At 65.8% G+C, this 17,722-nt stretch carries 15 protein-coding genes and 1 tRNA gene; 4 read left to right on the forward strand and 12 right to left on the reverse strand.

Annotation, left to right across the window (positions count from 1 at the left end):
- Window positions 1-38: 38 nt before the first annotated feature.
- From FOB72_RS10610 to FOB72_RS10635, 6 genes are all read right to left on the reverse strand, one after another.
- Window positions 39-117: transfer RNA gene (locus FOB72_RS10610), tRNA-Ile, on the reverse strand.
- 10 nt (window positions 118-127) lie between these two features.
- Window positions 128-2,695, reverse strand: a complete 2,568-nt coding sequence (gene rpoD / locus FOB72_RS10615) for an RNA polymerase sigma factor RpoD (RefSeq protein ID WP_411859789.1) — start codon at window positions 2,693-2,695, stop codon at window positions 128-130.
- Between the two features lie 215 nt (window positions 2,696-2,910).
- Window positions 2,911-4,749, reverse strand: a complete 1,839-nt coding sequence (gene dnaG / locus FOB72_RS10620) for a DNA primase (protein WP_150372477.1) — start codon at window positions 4,747-4,749, stop codon at window positions 2,911-2,913.
- Window positions 4,750-5,031: 282 nt separating this feature from the next.
- Window positions 5,032-5,481, reverse strand: coding sequence for a GatB/YqeY domain-containing protein (locus tag FOB72_RS10625; RefSeq protein ID WP_150372478.1), 450 nt, complete (start codon window positions 5,479-5,481; stop codon window positions 5,032-5,034).
- A gap of 93 nt (window positions 5,482-5,574) precedes the next feature.
- Window positions 5,575-5,787 (reverse strand): 30S ribosomal protein S21, encoded by a 213-nt coding sequence (gene rpsU / locus FOB72_RS10630; protein ID WP_109581792.1) that lies wholly within the window; start codon window positions 5,785-5,787, stop codon window positions 5,575-5,577.
- 123 nt (window positions 5,788-5,910) lie between these two features.
- Window positions 5,911-7,152: an NAD(P)/FAD-dependent oxidoreductase gene (locus tag FOB72_RS10635; RefSeq protein WP_150372479.1), complete on the reverse strand. Its 1,242-nt coding sequence runs from the start codon at window positions 7,150-7,152 to the stop codon at window positions 5,911-5,913.
- 108 nt (window positions 7,153-7,260) lie between these two features.
- On the opposite strand from FOB72_RS10635, the gene tsaD reads away from it, so the two are divergent.
- Window positions 7,261-8,289, forward strand: a complete 1,029-nt coding sequence (gene tsaD, locus FOB72_RS10640; RefSeq protein WP_150372480.1) for a tRNA (adenosine(37)-N6)-threonylcarbamoyltransferase complex transferase subunit TsaD — start codon at window positions 7,261-7,263, stop codon at window positions 8,287-8,289.
- A gap of 15 nt (window positions 8,290-8,304) precedes the next feature.
- Here the strand turns inward: tsaD and folE2 are convergent, their stop codons facing one another.
- From folE2 to FOB72_RS10660, 4 genes are all read right to left on the reverse strand, one after another.
- The gene (folE2, locus tag FOB72_RS10645) at window positions 8,305-9,108 is read right to left on the reverse strand and encodes a GTP cyclohydrolase FolE2 (RefSeq protein ID WP_150372481.1); all 804 of its coding nucleotides are present in this window, start codon (window positions 9,106-9,108) and stop codon (window positions 8,305-8,307) included.
- A gap of 216 nt (window positions 9,109-9,324) precedes the next feature.
- Window positions 9,325-11,244: a 1-deoxy-D-xylulose-5-phosphate synthase gene (gene dxs, locus FOB72_RS10650; protein ID WP_150372482.1), complete on the reverse strand. Its 1,920-nt coding sequence runs from the start codon at window positions 11,242-11,244 to the stop codon at window positions 9,325-9,327.
- A gap of 60 nt (window positions 11,245-11,304) precedes the next feature.
- Window positions 11,305-12,189 (reverse strand): polyprenyl synthetase family protein, encoded by an 885-nt coding sequence (locus FOB72_RS10655; RefSeq protein WP_150372483.1) that lies wholly within the window; start codon window positions 12,187-12,189, stop codon window positions 11,305-11,307.
- Complete coding sequence (locus FOB72_RS10660) at window positions 12,186-12,467, reverse strand: exodeoxyribonuclease VII small subunit (protein ID WP_150372484.1); 282 nt, start codon at window positions 12,465-12,467, stop codon at window positions 12,186-12,188. The genes FOB72_RS10655 and FOB72_RS10660 overlap by 4 nt, the downstream gene beginning before the upstream one ends.
- A gap of 381 nt (window positions 12,468-12,848) precedes the next feature.
- Here FOB72_RS10660 and FOB72_RS10665 point away from each other — a divergent pair, with 381 nt between their 5' ends.
- The 3 genes from FOB72_RS10665 (at window position 12,849) to FOB72_RS10675 (ending at window position 15,850) form a co-directional block, all read left to right on the forward strand.
- Window positions 12,849-13,952: an aromatic ring-hydroxylating oxygenase subunit alpha gene (locus tag FOB72_RS10665; protein WP_150372485.1), complete on the forward strand. Its 1,104-nt coding sequence runs from the start codon at window positions 12,849-12,851 to the stop codon at window positions 13,950-13,952.
- Window positions 13,953-14,014: 62 nt separating this feature from the next.
- Complete coding sequence (locus FOB72_RS10670; RefSeq protein ID WP_150372486.1) at window positions 14,015-14,938, forward strand: DMT family transporter; 924 nt, start codon at window positions 14,015-14,017, stop codon at window positions 14,936-14,938.
- 42 nt (window positions 14,939-14,980) lie between these two features.
- A complete protein-coding gene (locus FOB72_RS10675) occupies window positions 14,981-15,850 on the forward strand; it encodes a sulfurtransferase (protein WP_150372487.1) in 870 nt (289 codons plus the stop codon).
- A gap of 36 nt (window positions 15,851-15,886) precedes the next feature.
- Here the strand turns inward: FOB72_RS10675 and FOB72_RS10680 are convergent, their stop codons facing one another.
- Together FOB72_RS10680 and FOB72_RS10685 are read right to left on the reverse strand one after the other, a co-directional pair.
- Window positions 15,887-16,693: a ZIP family metal transporter gene (locus FOB72_RS10680; RefSeq protein ID WP_223851300.1), complete on the reverse strand. Its 807-nt coding sequence runs from the start codon at window positions 16,691-16,693 to the stop codon at window positions 15,887-15,889.
- 127 nt (window positions 16,694-16,820) lie between these two features.
- The gene (locus FOB72_RS10685; RefSeq protein WP_150372489.1) at window positions 16,821-17,696 is read right to left on the reverse strand and encodes a dienelactone hydrolase family protein; all 876 of its coding nucleotides are present in this window, start codon (window positions 17,694-17,696) and stop codon (window positions 16,821-16,823) included.
- Window positions 17,697-17,722: the final 26 nt, after the last annotated feature.

The following is a 17,722-nucleotide window of genomic DNA, read 5'->3' on the forward strand; positions in this document are numbered from 1 at the left end:
ACGATTTCTCGTAGTCCCTTTTTCGTACTGCGGTAAGTTGGTGGGCCTCCCGTGAGTCGAACACGGCACCAACGGATTATGAGTCCGCTGCTCTAACCAGGCATGAGCTAGAGGCCCTTGGAAGGGCTTAGTTGCCTTCCAGGAAGCTCTTCAGCTTGTCGGAGCGGCTCGGGTGGCGCAGCTTGCGCAGGGCCTTGGCCTCGATCTGGCGGATCCGTTCACGCGTGACGTCGAACTGCTTGCCGACTTCTTCCAGCGTGTGGTCCGTGCTCATTTCGATACCGAAGCGCATGCGCAGCACCTTGGCTTCGCGCGGCGTCAGCGAGTCCAGCACGTCCTTCACGACATCGCGCATGGAACCATGGAGCGCGGCCTCGGCCGGGGCCAGCGTGTTCGTGTCCTCGATGAAGTCGCCCAGATGCGAGTCGTCGTCGTCACCGATCGGCGTTTCCATGGAGATCGGTTCCTTCGCGATCTTCATGATCTTGCGGATCTTGTCTTCCGGCATCTCCATCTTCTCGGCCAGCGTTGCCGGATCCGGCTCGTTGCCGGTTTCCTGCAGGATCTGACGCGAGATGCGGTTCATCTTGTTGATCGTCTCGATCATGTGCACCGGAATACGGATGGTGCGCGCCTGATCCGCGATCGAACGCGTGATGGCCTGGCGAATCCACCACGTGGCGTACGTGGAGAACTTGTAGCCGCGACGGTATTCGAACTTGTCCACGGCCTTCATCAGGCCGATGTTGCCTTCCTGAATCAGGTCGAGGAACTGCAGACCGCGGTTCGTGTACTTCTTGGCGATCGAGATCACAAGGCGCAGGTTGGCCTCGGTCATCTCGCGCTTGGCTTCACGCGCGCGCTTCTCGCCTTCCGACATCTTGCGGTTGACGTCCTTCAGTTCCTTCAGCGGCAGCACCACGCGGGCCTGCAGGTCGATCAGCTTCTGCTGCAGTTCGTGCACGGCCGGCACGTTGCGCTCGACGATCTGGCTGTAGCCCTTGTTGTCGGCCACGATGGTCTGGATCCAGTCCAGGTTCGTCTCGTTGCCCGGGAAACGCTGCACGAATTCCGAACGCGGCATGCCGCACTTGTCGACCACGATGTTCAGGATCGCGCGTTCCAGCTTGCGCACCTCGTCCACCTGGCCACGCAGCGTGTCGCACAGACGCTCGACGTTACGCGCGGTAAAGCGGATGCCCATCAGTTCGGCCTGAATGGCTTCCTGCGCCTTCACGTAAGGCTTGGACTTGTAGCCTTCCTTCTCGAACGCGCGGCGCATCTTGTCGAACTGGTCGGCAATCGCGTGGAACTTCTCGAGCGCGGCAACCTTGAGCTCTTCGAGCTGGCGCGCGGAGGCACCGCCGCCAGCACCGCTGTCGTCGTCCTCGTCCTCGTCGCCGTCGCTTTCCTCGTCGGCCTCGATGTCCTCGTCCTCGGCAGCCGAAGCGGCGTTCGCGGCCGACTCCTGGACTTCCTCGGCATTCGGGTCGATCAGGCCGTCGACGAACTCGTCGATCTTGATCTCGTCGTTGCGCACGCGGTCCGCGTAGGCGAGGATTTCCGAGATCGTGACCGGGCACGCGGAAATGGCCATGACCATGTCCTTGAGGCCCGCTTCGATCCGCTTGGCAATCTCGATTTCACCTTCGCGCGTCAGCAGTTCCACGGTACCCATCTCGCGCATATACATGCGGACGGGGTCGGTGGTACGGCCGAACTCGGAGTCCACCGTCGAGAGGGCGGCTTCCGCTTCCTCTTCGGCTTCTTCCTCGCTCGTGGCGGACGGTGCGTTGTCGTTGAGCAGCAGCGTCTCGGCATCCGGCGCCTGTTCGTAGACGGCGATACCGATGTCGTTCAGCGTGGCGACCAGCGTGTCGATCGTTTCCGAATCGACCATGTCGTCCGGCAGGTGATCGTTGATTTCCGCGTAGGTCAGGTAGCCGCGCGACTTGCCCAGCTTGATCAGCGCCTTGAGCTTCTGGCGACGGAGTTCGAGTTCTTCCTCGGTACCCTGCTGGGTCGAGGCGAACTCCTTCAGCAGCGCCTTTTCCTTGGCCTTGCGGTCCTTGGCCTTCTGCTTTTCCGTCTTGGGCGCAGCGGTGGTCGTCACCGCGGGCGTATCGTTTTCAAACTCTTCAGTCACGTCTTCAGTAGTGCTGTCGTCTTGCTGCGCTTCGGCGGCCTTCGGTTTCCGGCCACGCTTCTTCGGCTCCGGCTTGACGGCCGGCGCGGAAGGATGCTCCGATGCAGCGGGTGCGGGTGTCACGGCACGAGCCTTGGGCGCCGCGGCGGCCTCGCCACTACGGGCGGTGCCTGTCCGCGTGCTGGCGCTGGCCGCACGCTTGCTCTCGACTTCGGTATTCTGCTGTTTCGCCACGGTGATACTCTTGCCTTTCACTGATGCAGCGGCGCTTTTGCCGCTAGTATTGGCGCTGTTGCTCTCGCGTGCCGAAGTCGAGGGCTTGTTACTTTCGGATATGCGATTCCTGGCGGCGGTGGTCTCGTCGGGTGCGGAAGCACCACGGGCGGACTTTGATGGCGCAGACCGGGCCTGTGTCGTCCTGACTGTCGCGGTCGAAGTCTTCGCCGCCGTTGCTTTCACGGACGCCTTGCCGCTCCCGGTAGGGGGAGCTTTGGTGGACTCTTCGCCGGATGGGCTATGAGTCACATCGGTTGCTTTGGCCTTTGCCATTGGCACGCTCACTTTCGCCAGAACTGGAGAGAGATTTCGCAATCCAAACCGGGCATTGTAGCACGTCGCTACCCCCCGGCTTCCTGTCAGGTATGGTTTTCACCTGAAAAATCAAGGCTTAAGCATGACAAACCGGGACCCGGGGCTTGTCGCTTGGCCATCGCGGGCCGCTCTTGCCATACCGCTACTACCGCCTTCGCCGCCTCAGTCGTCGCTTAGTCGTCGGCTTGCGGGCCCCTGTATCCAATCTGCCGTCGCTGCTGAACCTCGGTCACGAGCCAGCGCAGGCGTGTCTTGTCCGCCTCGTCGGCCGTGCCGGCGATGACGGCCGCCTGCAGCGCGTCGAGTTCGCGTTTCAGCGGCTCTGCCAATAACTTGTGGACGGCGCCATCGAATTCCAGTGTCGCCGGCTCCTCTTCGATGTCCTCCCGCAACACGGCCGCCCGCGCCGCGGCATAGACCTCGGCATACGGCGACTGCGCCAGCTGCTCGCTGAACGCCGCGAAATTCGCGGGCCCCTCGATACCCTCGCAGGCCGCGACCAGGTGCGCGAGCACTTCCGACTCGGGCCGCTCGTTATCCAGCAGCAGTGCCCGCGCATCGCCGTCGAGCCGCGCCGCGAGGGACGGATACGTCATCAGCAACTGCACCACGCGCTGCTCCAGCGCCGTGGGGGCCTGCCGGCGGGCTCGCGGGCGCGGCGCCGCATAGCGGCCGACGCGCGACGCATCGCTGCCGAGCCCGCAGATCGCCTCGATTTCCGCGGGAGTCGTACCCGTGGCATCGGCAAGTTCACGGACAATCTGTAGCCGGAGCCCACCCGCGGGCATTGCCTGCAGCATCGGCTTGGCCTCGAACTGCGCCCGTGCGCGGCCTTCGGCCTGACGCAGGTCCTGCTCTTCCGTGGCCACCTGCAACAGGAAGCGCGAGAGCGGCATCGCGTCGCGCACCTGCGCGGCAAAGGCATCGGTGCCCTGCTCGCGCACATAGCTATCGGGGTCGTGCTCGGCCGGCAGAAAGAGAAACCGGATGGTCTTGTTGTCCGCCACATGCGGCAGGCAAGCCTCGAGCGCACGCCGCGCGGCACGCCGGCCCGCGGCGTCGCCGTCGAACGAGAACACCACGGCGTCGGTCTGGCGCAAAAGCTTCTGCACATGCACGGGCGTGCACGCGGTACCCAGCGTCGCCACGGCGTTGGCAAACCCAAGTTGCGCAAGCGCCACCACGTCCATATAGCCTTCGACCACGAGAACGTAGCCGGTTTCCCGAATCGCGTGCCGCGCCTCGAACAGGCCGTAGAGCTCGGTACCCTTGCTGAAGAGCGGCGTTTCGGGGGAATTGAGGTACTTTGGCTCGCCCTGGCCGATGACGCGGCCGCCGAACCCGATGACCGCGCCCTTCGTATTGCGGATCGGGAACATGATGCGGTCGCGGAACCGGTCATATCGGCGCGGCTTGCCGTCGGCATCGCGCTTGTCGCTGCTCTCGATCAGCAGGCCCGCCTCGATGAGGGGCCCGGCGATCGCATCGTCGCGGAAACTGCCGAAGACGGCCTCCAGCCCCTGCCAGTCGTCCGGTGCGTAGCCCAGGCCGAAGTGCGCGGCAATCTCGCCGGTCAGCCCACGCCCCTTGAGGTACTGCACGGCCGTCTGCGCGCCGCGCAACTGGCGGCGATAGAACTCGGTGGCGCGCGTCATGGCGTCGGAGAGCGCGAGGGAGCGCGCCTGCTGCTCCGCGCGCTGGGCGGGCGGCAGGCGATCGCGCTCCTCGGGCACGCTGAGCCCGACGGACTGGGCCAGCTCGCGCACCGCGTCGGGATAGGACTGGCCCGAATACTCCATCAGGAAGCCGATGGCCGAGCCATGCGCGCCGCAACCGAAGCAGTGATAGAACTGCTTGGTCGGGGAGACCGTAAAGGACGGCGACTTCTCGTTATGGAACGGGCACAGGCCCATGAAGTTGGCGCCGCCCTTTTTCAGCTGCACATACTTGCCCACCACATCGACAATGTCGACACGGTTGAGCAGGTCCTGAATAAAGGATTGCGGAATCACCCGACTGACCGTCCTGATGGCTTGACCGGCCGGAAAGTCCGGCGGCCATATTATTGGAATGGATGGCTAAAAACACTTCGACCGGGCAGCGCCCGGTCACCGTGTTTCATTGATGCAATGGATTGTAGTGCACAGACAACGGACCGCCCGACAAAGTCAGCATCTGCCGGCAACTTCCGCGAAGCCACCGGCTAAATCGATAAGCATGCTGACTATTACACTCTGAAGCAATCGCGCGCCGAAGCCATCCGCCCGCGCCCTGGCACCCGCCCGGGACCCACCTTACTTGGGGGCGAGCGCGGCTTTTACGAGGCCCGACACGGCGGTCATGTCCGCGCGGCCAGCCAGGCGGCCCTTGAGCACGCCCATGACCTTGCCCATGTCTTGCGGACCGGCGGCGCCGGTCTCGGTGACAGCCTTCTGCACTTCCGCGGCGACCTCGGCATCGGACAGGGCGGCCGGCATATAGGCCTGCAGCACCACGACCTCGGCCTTCTCCTTGTCCGCCAGATCCTGGCGGTTTGCGGCCTCGAACTGCGTGATCGAATCCTTGCGCTGCTTGATCAGCTTTTCCACGACGGCCGTCACGGCCGTGTCGTCGAGCTCGATGCGCTCGTCGACCTCGCGCTGCTTGATCGCGGCCAGCAGCAGGCGGATCGTCCCGAGACGGTCCGTTTCGCGGGCGCGCATGGCAGCCTTCATATCATCATTGATCTGTGCTTTGAGAGACATGGCAGAATTCCGGAAAAATGCAAAAACCCGCCGGAGCCTGGCTCCAGGCGGGTCCTCATGAGCGGGTCCTCGATGCTGACGCGAAACCGGCGATCAGTACAGCTTTTTCGGCAGCATCTGGCTGCGAATGCGCTTGTAGTGGCGCTTTTCCGCGGCCGCCTTCTTGCGCTTGCGCTCGGCTGTGGGCTTCTCGTAAAACTCTCGCGCGCGCAGTTCGGTGATCAGGCCCGTCTTCTCGATGGTCCGCTTGAAGCGGCGCATCGCGACTTCGAACGGTTCGTTTTCCTTGAGGCGAATGGTAGTCATTTGGCCAAAAAAGAAGGACCGGCGAGGTTCCGACGAGTGCTGCTAGCGGCTGGGCCGGCGGTTTTACGAAGCGCCGATTGTAGCGCAAGGCCTGTGACGGCGCACGCGCATGGCGGCACGCGGCTATTGGCGTGCCAGCGACGCAACAGTCGCCTCGGACGCCGCCTCCCCGGCCGCCACGGCCGAGGCCCACGCCCACTGGAAGTTGTATCCACCGAGCCAGCCCGTCACGTCCACGACCTCGCCGATAAAGTAGAGGCCGGGCACTTCGCGCGCCATCATGGTCGTGGAAGACAGCCCACGCGTGTCCACCCCGCCGATGGTCACCTCGGCTTTCCGGTAACCCTCGGTGCCCGATGGCACCAGTTGCCAGCGATTGAGCGCGGCACCGAGCTGCCGCAGCGCCTTGTCGGGCAGATCCGCCACGGACTGGGCGCCGGGGAGGCCCGCGGCCGCGCACCAGGCGTCGGCCAGCCGCGAGGGAAGCCGCTCCGCCAGCAGGTTCGCCAGATGCTTGCGGCTGCCACGCTTGTGGCCGATCAGCCATTCCGCGGCATCCTCGCCGTCGAACAGGTCGATATCGATCGGCGTGCCGGGCCGCCAGAAACTGGAGATCTGCAGCACGGCCGGGCCCGACAGCCCCCGGTGCGTCCACAGCAGGTCCTCCTTGAACGCGCCGGCGGTCTTGCCGCTGCCCGTCGCGATATCGACCTCCATCGACACGCCCGCCAGCGGCACGAATGGCTGCCACGCCTGGCCATCGAACGTCAGCGGCACGAGCGCCGGGCGGGTTTCCACGATCTTGAGGCCGAATTGCCGGGCGATGCGGTAGCCGAGGTCCGTGGCGCCGATCTTCGGGATCGAGAGTCCGCCCGTGGCGACCACGAGCGCGCCCGCGCGCACCGTGCCCTGCGTGGTGACCAGCAGATAATCGTCGCCTTCGCGCCGGACCTCCTCGATGCCGCAGCCGGTGCGCCACTGCACGCCGCCCGCGTCGCACTCGGCGCGCAGCATGCCGATCACGTCTTCGGCGCTTTCGTTGCAGAACAGCTGGCCGCGGTGCTTCTCGTGCCAGCCGATGTCGTAGCGGCGCATCAGCGCAAGGAAGTCCTGCGGCGTGTAGCGGGCCAGCGCGGAGCGGCTGAAATGCGGGTTGGACGACAGGTAGTTGGCGGGACCCGCCTGCAGGTTCGTGAAGTTGCAGCGGCCGCCGCCGGAGATGCGGATCTTCTCGGCGATGCGCGTTGCATGGTCGATCAGCACCACGCGCGCGCCCCGCTGCCCGGCCACGGCGGCACACATCATGCCGGCCGCGCCCGCGCCAAGCACCGCCACGTCGAACCGGTCGTTCCTGCCTGAAGTCATCGTTACCCCATCCAAAGAAGCGCAGATTGTAGCGTCCGGCATGCCCGGCGCCGCTGTGCTACCCTGCTGCCCTTCCGATTTATCCGTTTTTCCGGCGCCATCCATCCCATGCTCGTGCTCGGCATCGAATCCTCGTGTGACGAAACCGGCCTCGCCCTCTACGACACCGAGGCAGGTCTGCTCTCTCACGCCTTGCACTCGCAGATCGCGATGCATCGCGACTATGGCGGCGTCGTGCCCGAACTGGCCTCGCGCGACCATATCCGCCGCGTGCTGCCGCTGCTGCGGCAGACGCTCGACGATGCGGGGCGCACGCGCGCCGATATCGATGCCATCGCCTTCACGCAGGGACCCGGGCTCGCCGGCGCGCTGCTGGTCGGCGCCTCGGTCGCCAATGCGCTGGGCTTTGCGCTCGGTGTGCCGATGGTCGGCGTGCACCATCTGGAAGGCCATCTGCTGTCGCCGCTGCTGACCGATGCGCCGCCGCCGTTCCCGTTCGTCGCGCTGCTGGTCTCCGGCGGCCATACGCAACTGATGGAGGTCAAGGGCGTCGGCGATTACACGCTGCTTGGAGAGACGCTCGACGATGCGGCCGGCGAAGCGTTCGACAAGACGGCCAAGCTGCTTGGCCTCGGATACCCGGGCGGCCCGGAAGTGTCGCGGCTGGCCGAGTTCGGTACGCCCGGCGCGTTCGAACTGCCCCGGCCGATGCTGCATTCGGGCAATCTCGATTTCTCGTTCGCGGGGCTCAAGACGGCAGTCCTGACACAGACGCGCAAGCTCGGCAACGCCTGCGAGCAGGACCGCGCGAACCTGGCGCGCGCGTTCGTCGATGCGATCGTCGATGTGCTCGCGGCCAAGTCGATGGCCGCGCTCAAGCAGACCGGACACAAGCGGCTGGTGGTTGCCGGCGGTGTCGGCGCGAACCGCCAGCTGCGCGAACGGCTCAATCAGATGGCGAAGGCGCGGCGTGCGCAGGTCTACTACCCCGACCTCGCGTTCTGCACGGACAACGGCGCGATGATCGCGTTTGCCGGCGCGATGCGGCTATCGGCCGCACCCCAGCTCGCGCGTCACGACTACGATTACGGCGTGACGCCGCGCTGGGATCTGGCCGATATCAGGCTGCCGGCCTGATCCAGGCCTGCTCGCTCAGGCCACGCGCTTGTCGCGCTCGATCAGCGCGTAGGCGCTGTGGTTGTGGATCGATTCGAAGTTCTCGGCCTCGAGCGTGTATGCGGCAATGCGGTCGTCCGCGTTCAGGCGCATGGCGATGTCGCGCACGAGGTCTTCCACGAACTTCGGGTTCTCGTAGGCGCGCTCGGTCACGAACTTCTCGTCCGGGCGCTTGAGCAGGCCCCACAGTTCGCACGACGCTTCTTCCTCGGCCATCCGCACCAGCGCTTCCACCGGCAGTTCCTGCGCGAGTTCCACCTTCATCGTGATGTGCGAGCGCTGGTTGTGCGCGCCGTACTGCGAAATCTTCTTCGAGCACGGGCACAGGCTCGTCACGGGCACCAGCGCGGTCAGGAACACGCGCGTCTGGCCGTCGCGCGCCTCGGCGGTCAGCGTGACCTCGTAGTCCATCAGCGACTGCACGCCCGACACGGGCGCGGTCTTCGAGATGAAGTACGGGAAACGCACCGAGATACGGCCCGCGTCGGCCTCGAGCCGCGTCAACATGCTGTCCATCATCGCGCGAAACCCCCCAAGGTCCAGCGGCGCCTGCTCTTCCTCGAGCAGTGCCACAAAGCGCGACATATGCGTCCCCTTCTGGTCCGCCGGCAGGCGCACGTCGAGGTCGAACGTGCCGACCGTGGCCACCACGCCGTTCGGCGTCTTCACCGACAGCGGATAACGGACGCCGCGCACCCCTACGCGCTCGATCGGAATCTGGCGGGTATCCAGGCTCGATTGCACGTCGGGCATGACGAAGGCGGGATTGATGTCATTCATCTGGGTTTCCTTTACGGTCGCGGCGGTTTTCGCAGTCCATCGACGCCGCGCAACGAGTGTGAAACCACGGACCGCGGTCGGGTCCGTAGCTGCGAACACAAAAGTGAAGTCGGGATTCTACGAGAGATCGCAAAACCCTGCCCCGGGAAAGACAAAGCCCGCACGATGTGTGCGGGCTCGCCGGGTATTGCGGGAGGAATCGCGAAACGCGTCGCGTCAGGCGACGCGGGTCGCCACCTTGATCGACGACGACTGCCCGATCGCAAAGCGCTCGCGCACCGACCGCTCGATGCCGGCGGCATCGAGGCCGCATTGCGACAGCAGGAACGCGGGGTCGCCGTGGTCGATGAACTTGTCGGGCAGGCCCAGCACCAGCACCGGAATCTCGATGCCGGCTTCCGCCAGCGCCTCGAGCACCGCGCCACCGGCGCCGCCCATCGTCGCACCCTCTTCCACGGTGACCAGGTAATCGTGGTTCGCGGCCAGCGACTTCACCAGTTCCACGTCCAGCGGCTTGACGAAGCGCATGTCGGCCACGGTCGCGTCCAGCGCCTCGGCCGCGCCGAGCGCGGGATGCACCATCGAGCCGAAACCCAGGAACGCCACGCGCTGACCCGCGCGCGCATTGCCTTCGCGGCGGACGATGCCCTTGCCCACCGGCAGCGTCGCGAGATCGGCCGAAATGGCCGCGCCCACGCCCGCGCCGCGCGGATAGCGCACCGCGGTCGGCACGTCCTGCGCGAACGCGGTGCTCAGCAACTGGCGGCACTCGTTCTCGTCGGACGGCGTCATCACCATCATGTTCGGCACGCAGCGCAGGAACGGAATATCGTAGGCCCCCGCGTGCGTCGCGCCGTCGGCGCCGACCAGACCGGCGCGGTCCAGCGCGAACACCACGGGCAGGTTCTGCAGCGCCACGTCGTGGATCAGCTGGTCATAGCCGCGCTGCAGGAACGTCGAGTAGATCGCGACCACGGGCTTCAGGCCCTCGCAGGCCAGGCCGCCCGCGAACGTCACCGCGTGCTGCTCGGCAATGCCGACGTCGTAGTAACGGTCCGGGAAGCGCTTCTCGAACTCGACCATGCCCGACCCCTCGCGCATGGCGGGCGTCACGCCGATCAGGCGCTTGTCGGCGGCCGCCATGTCGCACAGCCAGTCGCCGAACACCTGCGTGTACGTCTTGCGCGACGGCTTGCCCGACGGGCGGATGCCCTCGGCCGGGTTGAACTTGCCCGGGCCGTGGTACAGGATCGGATCGGCCTCGGCGAGCTTGTAGCCCTGGCCCTTCTTGGTCACCACGTGCAGGAACTGCGGGCCATGGCCCTCGAGCGCGCGCTGACGGATGTTCTGCATGGTCGGCACCAGCGATTCGAGGTCGTGACCGTCGATCGGGCCGATGTAGTCGAAGCCGAATTCCTCGAACAGCGTGGCCGGCACGACCATGCCCTTGGCATGTTCCTCCAGGCGCTTGGCGAACTCGAGCACGGGCGGCGCCACCGACAGCACCTTCTCGATGCCCTTCTTGGTGGCCGCATAGAACTGGCCGCTCATCAGGCGCGCGAGGTGGCGGTTCAGCGCGCCCACCGGCGGCGAGATCGACATGTCGTTGTCGTTGAGCACGACCACCAGCGGCACGTCCTTGTACACGCCCGCGTTGTTCATGGCCTCGAAGGCCATGCCGGCGGTCATCGCACCGTCGCCGATCACGGCGATCGCCACGCGATCCTCGCCCTTCGTGCGGGCGCCCATGGCCATGCCGAGCGCGGCGGAGATCGAGGTGGACGAGTGAGCGGTGCCGAACGTGTCGTACTCGCTCTCGGAGCGGCGCGGGAAGCCCGAGATGCCGCCCCACTGGCGCAGCGAATGCATGCGGTCGCGGCGGCCTGTCAGGATCTTGTGCGGATAGCTCTGGTGGCCCACGTCCCATACCACGCGGTCCGACGGCGTCTGGAACACGTAGTGCAGCGCGATGGTGAGTTCCACCGTGCCGAGGTTTGACGACAGGTGACCGCCAGTCTGGGAGACCGATTCGAGCACGTAGGCACGGAGTTCTTCGGCCAGCGTGTCCAGCTGGCGTCGATCCAGCTTGCGCAGGTCTGCGGGGTCGTCAATCTTGTTGAGCAGTGCGTAGGTCATGATGTCCGTTCGGCCGCCGGATTCTTCGCGTCCGGCTTGTTGTTCTTCAGTAATAGCGACTCAGTTCTGGCGCAGCACGATCAGGTCGGCCAGTTCGGCCAGCCGCCCGGCACGTGCGCCAAAGCCTTCCAGCGCCTCGTGGGCGGTGGTGCGCAGCTGTTCCGCCAGCTCGCGCGCGGCGTCGAGTCCCATCAGCGACACATAGGTCGGTTTGTCGTTCGCGGCATCCTTGCCAGCGGTCTTGCCCAATGTGGCGGTATCCGCGGTGACGTCGAGGATATCGTCGACCACCTGGAACGCCAATCCTGTCGCGGCCGCATAGCGGTCCAATGCGGCCAGACCGGCCGTATCGATGTTTCCGCACAACGCTCCCATGCGCACGCTTGCGCGCAGCAGCGCCCCGGTCTTCATCCGATGCATGCCTTCCAGCGCCTCGCGAGACATCGCCAGGCCCACGTTCTGCAGGTCGATCGCCTGGCCGCCGGCCATGCCGACCGAGCCCGACGCGATCGCCAGCTCGGCCACCAGCGTCATGCGTGCTTCCGCCGCCAGCATCTGCGCCCGCGTGAGTACCAGGAACGCCTGCGTCTGCAGCGCGTCGCCCACCAGCAGCGCGGTCGCTTCGTCGTAGGCCTTGTGGACCGTCGGACGGCCGCGGCGCAGGTCGTCGTCGTCCATGCACGGCATATCGTCATGGACCAGCGAGTACGCGTGGATCAGCTCCACCGAGCAGGCCGCGGCATCGCAAGCCTCGGGCGTGGCACCGGATACTTCGCCCGCGGCGTGGACCAGCAGGGGGCGCACACGCTTGCCGCCGCCGAGGACAGCATAGCGCATGGCTTCATGCAAGGTGTGTGGAATTGTGTCCGTGGTGGGAAGCGCCGCGTCGAGGGCAGCCTCGGTCCGGGCGCCCTGCGCCCGCATCCAGCTTGCAAAATCGGTCATTCGAAGTCTGCCCCGTTGCCATTGTTGTCGCCGCGCGTGTCGGCGGCGAGCGGCTTGAGCGCCTCGCCTTCCAGGACACGCACCTGCGCATCGACGCGCTCCAGCTGTTGCTGGCAGTACCGCACGAGCTCGGCGCCCCGGCGATACGCCGTGAGGGACGCTTCGAGCGGCAGTTCACCGGATTCCATGCTCGCGACCAGCGTCTCGAGTTCGGCCATGGCGGCTTCGTACGAGGCAGGGGCGTCGGGCTGGACCGGAGCGGTCGTCGTTCTTGGCATGAGAGGCCTTGATCAGGGGAAGCGGGGATTCTACGCCAAACCGGCCGATTTCCGCTTGATCGCGCAACTGCGTGTGACGAGTACAGCAGATGCGTTCATGGAAGTGACTTGTGCGCTCGGGTCGTCTTTTGGCGAATGCGCCCCCTAGGGCACTAAATGACGACCCGGGTCGACATTTTCGCTAAAAAGTTAGAAAAATCAGTCCCTTAATTTTTTGGCCTTGGGTACAATCCCGGGTTCGTCGGCCCACCCCGGCGGCATGCGGAACCGCGAAGGAACCCCTTGCGCCGAGTGGCGTCTGACCCCTGTTTCCCAAATCGATTTTCATATTTCGATGGTTGGGTTGTTCACTGCTTTCGCCTGTTATAGGGAGTGGGGATAATGTCCAATCTCAGCACCGCGCTCAAGCTGGCGCCGGCTGATTCGCAGTTGCCCGTGGATGTCTATTTCGACGAAGCGCTGCATCAACAAGAACTGGATCTGCTGTTCAGGAAGGGCCCAGGGTACGTCGGCCACACGCTGATGGTCCCGGAGGTCGGCGACTTCCATACGCTGCGCGCCGAGGACGAAGGCCGCATGCTCGTGCGCAACGCGGGTGGCGTGGAACTGCTGTCCAACGTGTGCCGGCATCGCCAGGCCATCATGCTCAACGGCCGCGGCAATACGAAGAACATCGTCTGCCCGCTCCACCGCTGGACGTACGACCTCAAGGGCGAGCTCCTGGGCGCCCCGCACTTCGCGGAACAGCCCTGCGTGCACCTGAACCGCTCGCCGCTCCAGAACTGGAACGGGCTGCTGTTCGAGGGCGAACGCGACGTCCGCGCCGATCTCGCGCGCATGGGCGTGGCCGAGGACCTGAACTTCGACGGTTACATGCTCGACCACGTCGAGGTCCACGAGTGCGACTACAACTGGAAGACGTTCATCGAGGTCTACCTCGAGGACTACCACGTCGTGCCGTTCCACCCGGGCCTTGGCAGCTTCGTCTCGTGCGACGACCTCAAATGGGAGTTCGGCGAGTGGCATAGCGTGCAGACCGTCGGCCTGCACGCCGGGCTCAAGCGCCCGGGCAGCGCGACGTACCAGAAGTGGCACGACGCGGTGTTGCAGTTCAACAACGGCAAGCTGCCCAAGCACGGCGCGATCTGGCTCACGTACTACCCGAACATCATGGTCGAGTGGTACCCCAACGTGCTGGTCGTCTCGTCGCTGCATCCGCTGGGTCCGCGCAAGACGCGCAATGTCGTGGAGTTCTACTACCCCGAGGAAATCGCGCTGTTCGAGCGCGAGTTCGTCGAGGCGGAACGCGCCGCGTACATGGAGACCTGCATCGAGGACGACGAGATCGCCGAGCGCATGGACGCGGGCCGCGCGGCGCTGATGAAGCGCGGCGTGAGCGAAGTGGGTCCGTATCAGTCGCCGATGGAAGACGGCATGCAGCATTTCCACGAGTGGTACCGGCGCGCCATGCAATACACCGGCTGAAGCCCCGGGGCATGCGCTGTTACAATCACGCGCTGCCCCGCCTTCACCCGCCTCTCATCGTCATGCAATCGCTCTGGATGTTGTTCGCCGCCTTCGCGTTCTCGTTAATGGGGGTGGGCGTCAAGCTGGCATCCGAGTTCTACACGACGGGCGAAATCGTCTTCTACCGCAGCCTGATCGGCGTGCTGATCATGTGGGGGCTGCTCTCCTACCAGCGTATTCCGGTCCGCACGCCGCAGATGGCGATGCACATCAAGCGCAGCGTCTTCGGCGTGACCGCGCTGCTGCTCTGGTTCACCTCCATCACGTACCTGCCACTCGCCACCGCGATGACGCTGAACTACATGTCGCCCGTGTGGATCGCGCTGATCCTGGGCGCCGGCGCGGCGCTCGCGGGAACGGGGGGCGGCGCGGACCGCAAGCTGATCGGCGCGATCCTGCTGTCGTTCGCGGGCGTCCTGTGCCTGCTGCAGCCGTCGGTCGGCAAGGACCAGCTCACGGGCGGGCTGATCGGCCTGATCTCGGGCGTGTTCACGGCGCTCGCCTACGTCGAGGTACGCCAGCTCGGCCAGCTCGGCGAACCCGAGGGCCGCATCGTGTTCTATTTCTCGGCGGTGGGCCTCGTGGTGGGCCTCGTATGGATGCTGATCGCCGGCACCAGCCACCATACGTGGCACGGCGCGGGACTGCTGGCGGCGATCGGTATCCTCGCCACGCTGGGCCAGACCTCGATGACGCGCGCGTACAAGCGCGGCAACACGCTGCTCACCGCCAACCTGCAGTACGCGGGCATCGTGTTCTCGAGCCTGTGGGGCATGCTGATCTGGTCCGATCGCCTGAACTGGATATCGTGGCTCGGCATGGCGCTGATCATCGCAAGCGGCATCGCCACCACGCTGATGCGCGCGGGCGAAAGCACGGATGCCCAGCCGACGCCCGCGACGCCGGTCAAGTCGCCCGAAGCGGAAGTCCATCCGGAGGTGTAGCGGGTGTAGGATCACGGGACGCACTTCCCGACAGGTCCATCCATGCCGACACCGCTGATTTCCGCTACCGAACTCGAATCTCTGCGCGCCAGGGGCACGCACGACATCGTCGTCATCGACTGCTCGTTCGACCTCGCCAATCCCACCGCGGGCCGCGAGGCGTATCACCAGGGCCACCTGCCCGGCGCGTATTACCTGCACCTCGACAACGAACTGTCCGGCCCGAAGACCGGCGTCAACGGCCGGCATCCGCTGCCCGACGCCGAACTGCTGACGGCGCGCCTGCGCGCGCTCGGCGTCAACGACGACACGCTGGTCGTGGCGTACGACGCGCAGGGGGCGATGTACGCCGCGCGGCTCTGGTGGCTGCTGCGATGGATCGGCCACGAAGCGAGTGCCGTGCTCGACGGCGGCAAGGCCGCGTGGATCGCCGCGGGCTTGCCGCTGGAGCCGGGGAATACGCCCGACCCCGCCCCGGAGGCGGCCGGCAATCTGTCGCTGCGCTCGACGCTCGTGCCCACGGTCGATGCCGCCACGCTCGTGGAAAACCTCACCGCACCGACGCGCCTCGTCGTCGATGCGCGCGCACCGGACCGCTTCCGCGGCGAGAACGAAACGATCGACCCGGTAGGCGGCCATATCCCGGGCGCCATCAATCGGTTCTTCAAAGACAATCTGCGGCCCGACGGCCATTTCAAATCGGCCGATACGCTGCGCAAGGAATTCGGCCAGCTGTTCGCCGGCACGCCACCGGCCGAGACCGTGATGCAGTGCGGCTCGGGGGTGACCGCGTGCCACAACCTGCTGGCGCTGGAGGTGGCCGGGCTGACCGGTGCCGCGCTGTACCCGGGATCGTGGAGCGAATGGAGCGCCGATCCGAAGCGGCCCGTGGCGACCGGCCCGGCGGACTGAAGCCGGGCGGCCAGGGGAAGGCTGGGGGGGCGGCCGTCAGTGTGCCGCCGCGCCCTGTTGCTGGTGATGGTGCGCGTGGCTTTCGTGCACGCCGTTGGTGATGAACACGATGGCCGCGATGCCCGCGGCAACCAGCACGACCTGGATCGCCGATTCCCGCCAGCGCGGACGGCGCTGCATCTGCGGCATCAGGTCGCTCACGGCGATATAGACGAAGCTGCTCGACGCGATGACGAGCACGTAGGGAATCCACGCCTGCAGCTGGTCGAGCAGGAAATAGCCGACGATGCCGCCGATCACGGCCGCGAGGCTCGACAGCAGGTTGAACGCGAACGCGCGCGCCTTCGAGAACCCCGCATTGAGCAGCACGATAAAGTCGCCGACTTCCTGCGGAATCTCGTGCGCGGCGATGGCCAGCGCCGTCACGATGCCGATATGCGGGTCGGCGAGGAACGCCGCGGCGATCACGATGCCGTCGGCAAAATTGTGGAACGTGTCGCCGACGAGGATCGTCATGCCGCTGCGGCCGGCTTCTTCGCGGTCGTGCCCATGGTGATGGTGGTGGCCATCGCCCTCATGATGATGCGAATGGCGCAGCAGCGAGAGCTTCTCCAGCAGGAAGAAGCCCAGCAGCCCGGCCAGCAGCGTGCCGAACAGCGCGCGCGTGTCCGCGCCCGACTCGAACGCTTCCGGCAGCGAATGCAGCAGCGCGGTCGCCAGCAGCACGCCCACGGAGAAGCTCACCATGCGCTCGACCACGCGCGAGGCTACCGTCAGGGACAGCAGCGCCGCTCCGAGAATACTGCCCACGCCCGAAATCAGCGCGGCAAGCAGGATATACAACAGCGTGGAATGGATGATGGACTCCCCGGGGCCGTGCTGCCCGATTTAACGCAACACGGTTGCAAAAACGCGAAGACCGCATTGTACGACGGTCTGCGCGAATTGCAATCCTCCGTTCGTCGAACGGTCACGCAACCTTGTGTTCCTTGAACCAGGCCAGGCAACGCTGCCAGCCATCCTTCGCCGCGGCCTCGACATAGCTCGCGCGATAGTCGGCGTGAAACGCGTGGCCCGCTTCGGGATAGACCACGAACGTCGATGCCTTGGCGTTCGGGTTGGACGACGCGGCGAGCGCCGCCTTCATCTTCGCCACGTGTTCCTGCGTGATGCCGGTGTCCTTGCCGCCGTACAGGCCGAGCACGGGCGCGTGCAGGTCGTTGACGATATCGATGGGGTTACGCGGCTTGAGCGAAGTGGGTTCGCCGACCAGCGCGCCGTACCACGCGACGCCGGCCTTGATGCGCTTGCTGTGCGCCGTGTAGAGCCACGTGATACGGCCGCCCCAGCAGAAGCCCGTGATGCCGAGCCGGTTGAGGTCGCCGCCGTTCTTGCCGGCCCAGTCCACGAGCGCGTCGAGGTCGCCGATGACCTGCGCGTCGGGCACCTTGCCGATGATGTTGGTCTGCAGTTCCTGGATCGTGCCGAAGCTGGACGGGTCGCCCTGGCGCGCGAACAGCTCCGGCGCGACCGCCAGGTAGCCGAGCTTCGCGAAGCGGCGGCAGATATCGGCGATATGCTCGTGCACGCCGAAGATCTCGCTGATGACCAGCACGACGGGCAGGTTCGACTTGCCTTCGGGCTGGGCGCGATAGACCGGCATGTTGAAGCCGTTGGAGGACACGGTGACCTCGCCGGCGGTCAGGCCGGCGAAGTCGGTCTTGATCGTTTGCGCGGTGACGGGCAGCGCGGCGGCGGCGAACGCCGAGCCCAGCGCGGTCTTGACGAACGCGCGGCGATCGAACGTCTGGCCGGGCACGAGGCTTTCCACTTCGGGTTTGAACATGCGGTTTCTCCGGGAATCAGGGCAGC

Origin of the sequence: Cupriavidus pauculus (assembly GCF_008693385.1) — a bacterium.
GTDB lineage: Bacteria > Pseudomonadota > Gammaproteobacteria > Burkholderiales > Burkholderiaceae > Cupriavidus > Cupriavidus pauculus_D.

Bases quoted from the DNA above. Each gene is read 5' to 3' on its own strand.
- rpsU (WP_109581792.1), bottom strand. From the start codon at position 5,787: ATGACTACCATTCGCCTCAAGGAAAACGAACCGTTCGAAGTCGCGATG.
- FOB72_RS10655 (WP_150372483.1), bottom strand. From the start codon at position 12,189: ATGACCGATTTTGCAAGCTGGATGCGGGCGCAGGGCGCCCGGACCGAG.
- rpoD (WP_411859789.1), bottom strand. From the start codon at position 2,695: ATGGCAAAGGCCAAAGCAACCGATGTGACTCATAGCCCATCCGGCGAA.
- FOB72_RS10665 (WP_150372485.1), top strand. From the start codon at position 12,849: ATGTCCAATCTCAGCACCGCGCTCAAGCTGGCGCCGGCTGATTCGCAG.
- FOB72_RS10635 (WP_150372479.1), bottom strand. From the start codon at position 7,152: ATGACTTCAGGCAGGAACGACCGGTTCGACGTGGCGGTGCTTGGCGCG.
- FOB72_RS10670 (WP_150372486.1), top strand. From the start codon at position 14,015: ATGCAATCGCTCTGGATGTTGTTCGCCGCCTTCGCGTTCTCGTTAATG.
- folE2 (WP_150372481.1), bottom strand. From the start codon at position 9,108: ATGAATGACATCAATCCCGCCTTCGTCATGCCCGACGTGCAATCGAGC.
- FOB72_RS10660 (WP_150372484.1), bottom strand. From the start codon at position 12,467: ATGCCAAGAACGACGACCGCTCCGGTCCAGCCCGACGCCCCTGCCTCG.
- tsaD (WP_150372480.1), top strand. From the start codon at position 7,261: ATGCTCGTGCTCGGCATCGAATCCTCGTGTGACGAAACCGGCCTCGCC.
- FOB72_RS10625 (WP_150372478.1), bottom strand. From the start codon at position 5,481: ATGTCTCTCAAAGCACAGATCAATGATGATATGAAGGCTGCCATGCGC.
- FOB72_RS10675 (WP_150372487.1), top strand. From the start codon at position 14,981: ATGCCGACACCGCTGATTTCCGCTACCGAACTCGAATCTCTGCGCGCC.
- FOB72_RS10685 (WP_150372489.1), bottom strand. From the start codon at position 17,696: ATGTTCAAACCCGAAGTGGAAAGCCTCGTGCCCGGCCAGACGTTCGAT.
- dxs (WP_150372482.1), bottom strand. From the start codon at position 11,244: ATGACCTACGCACTGCTCAACAAGATTGACGACCCCGCAGACCTGCGC.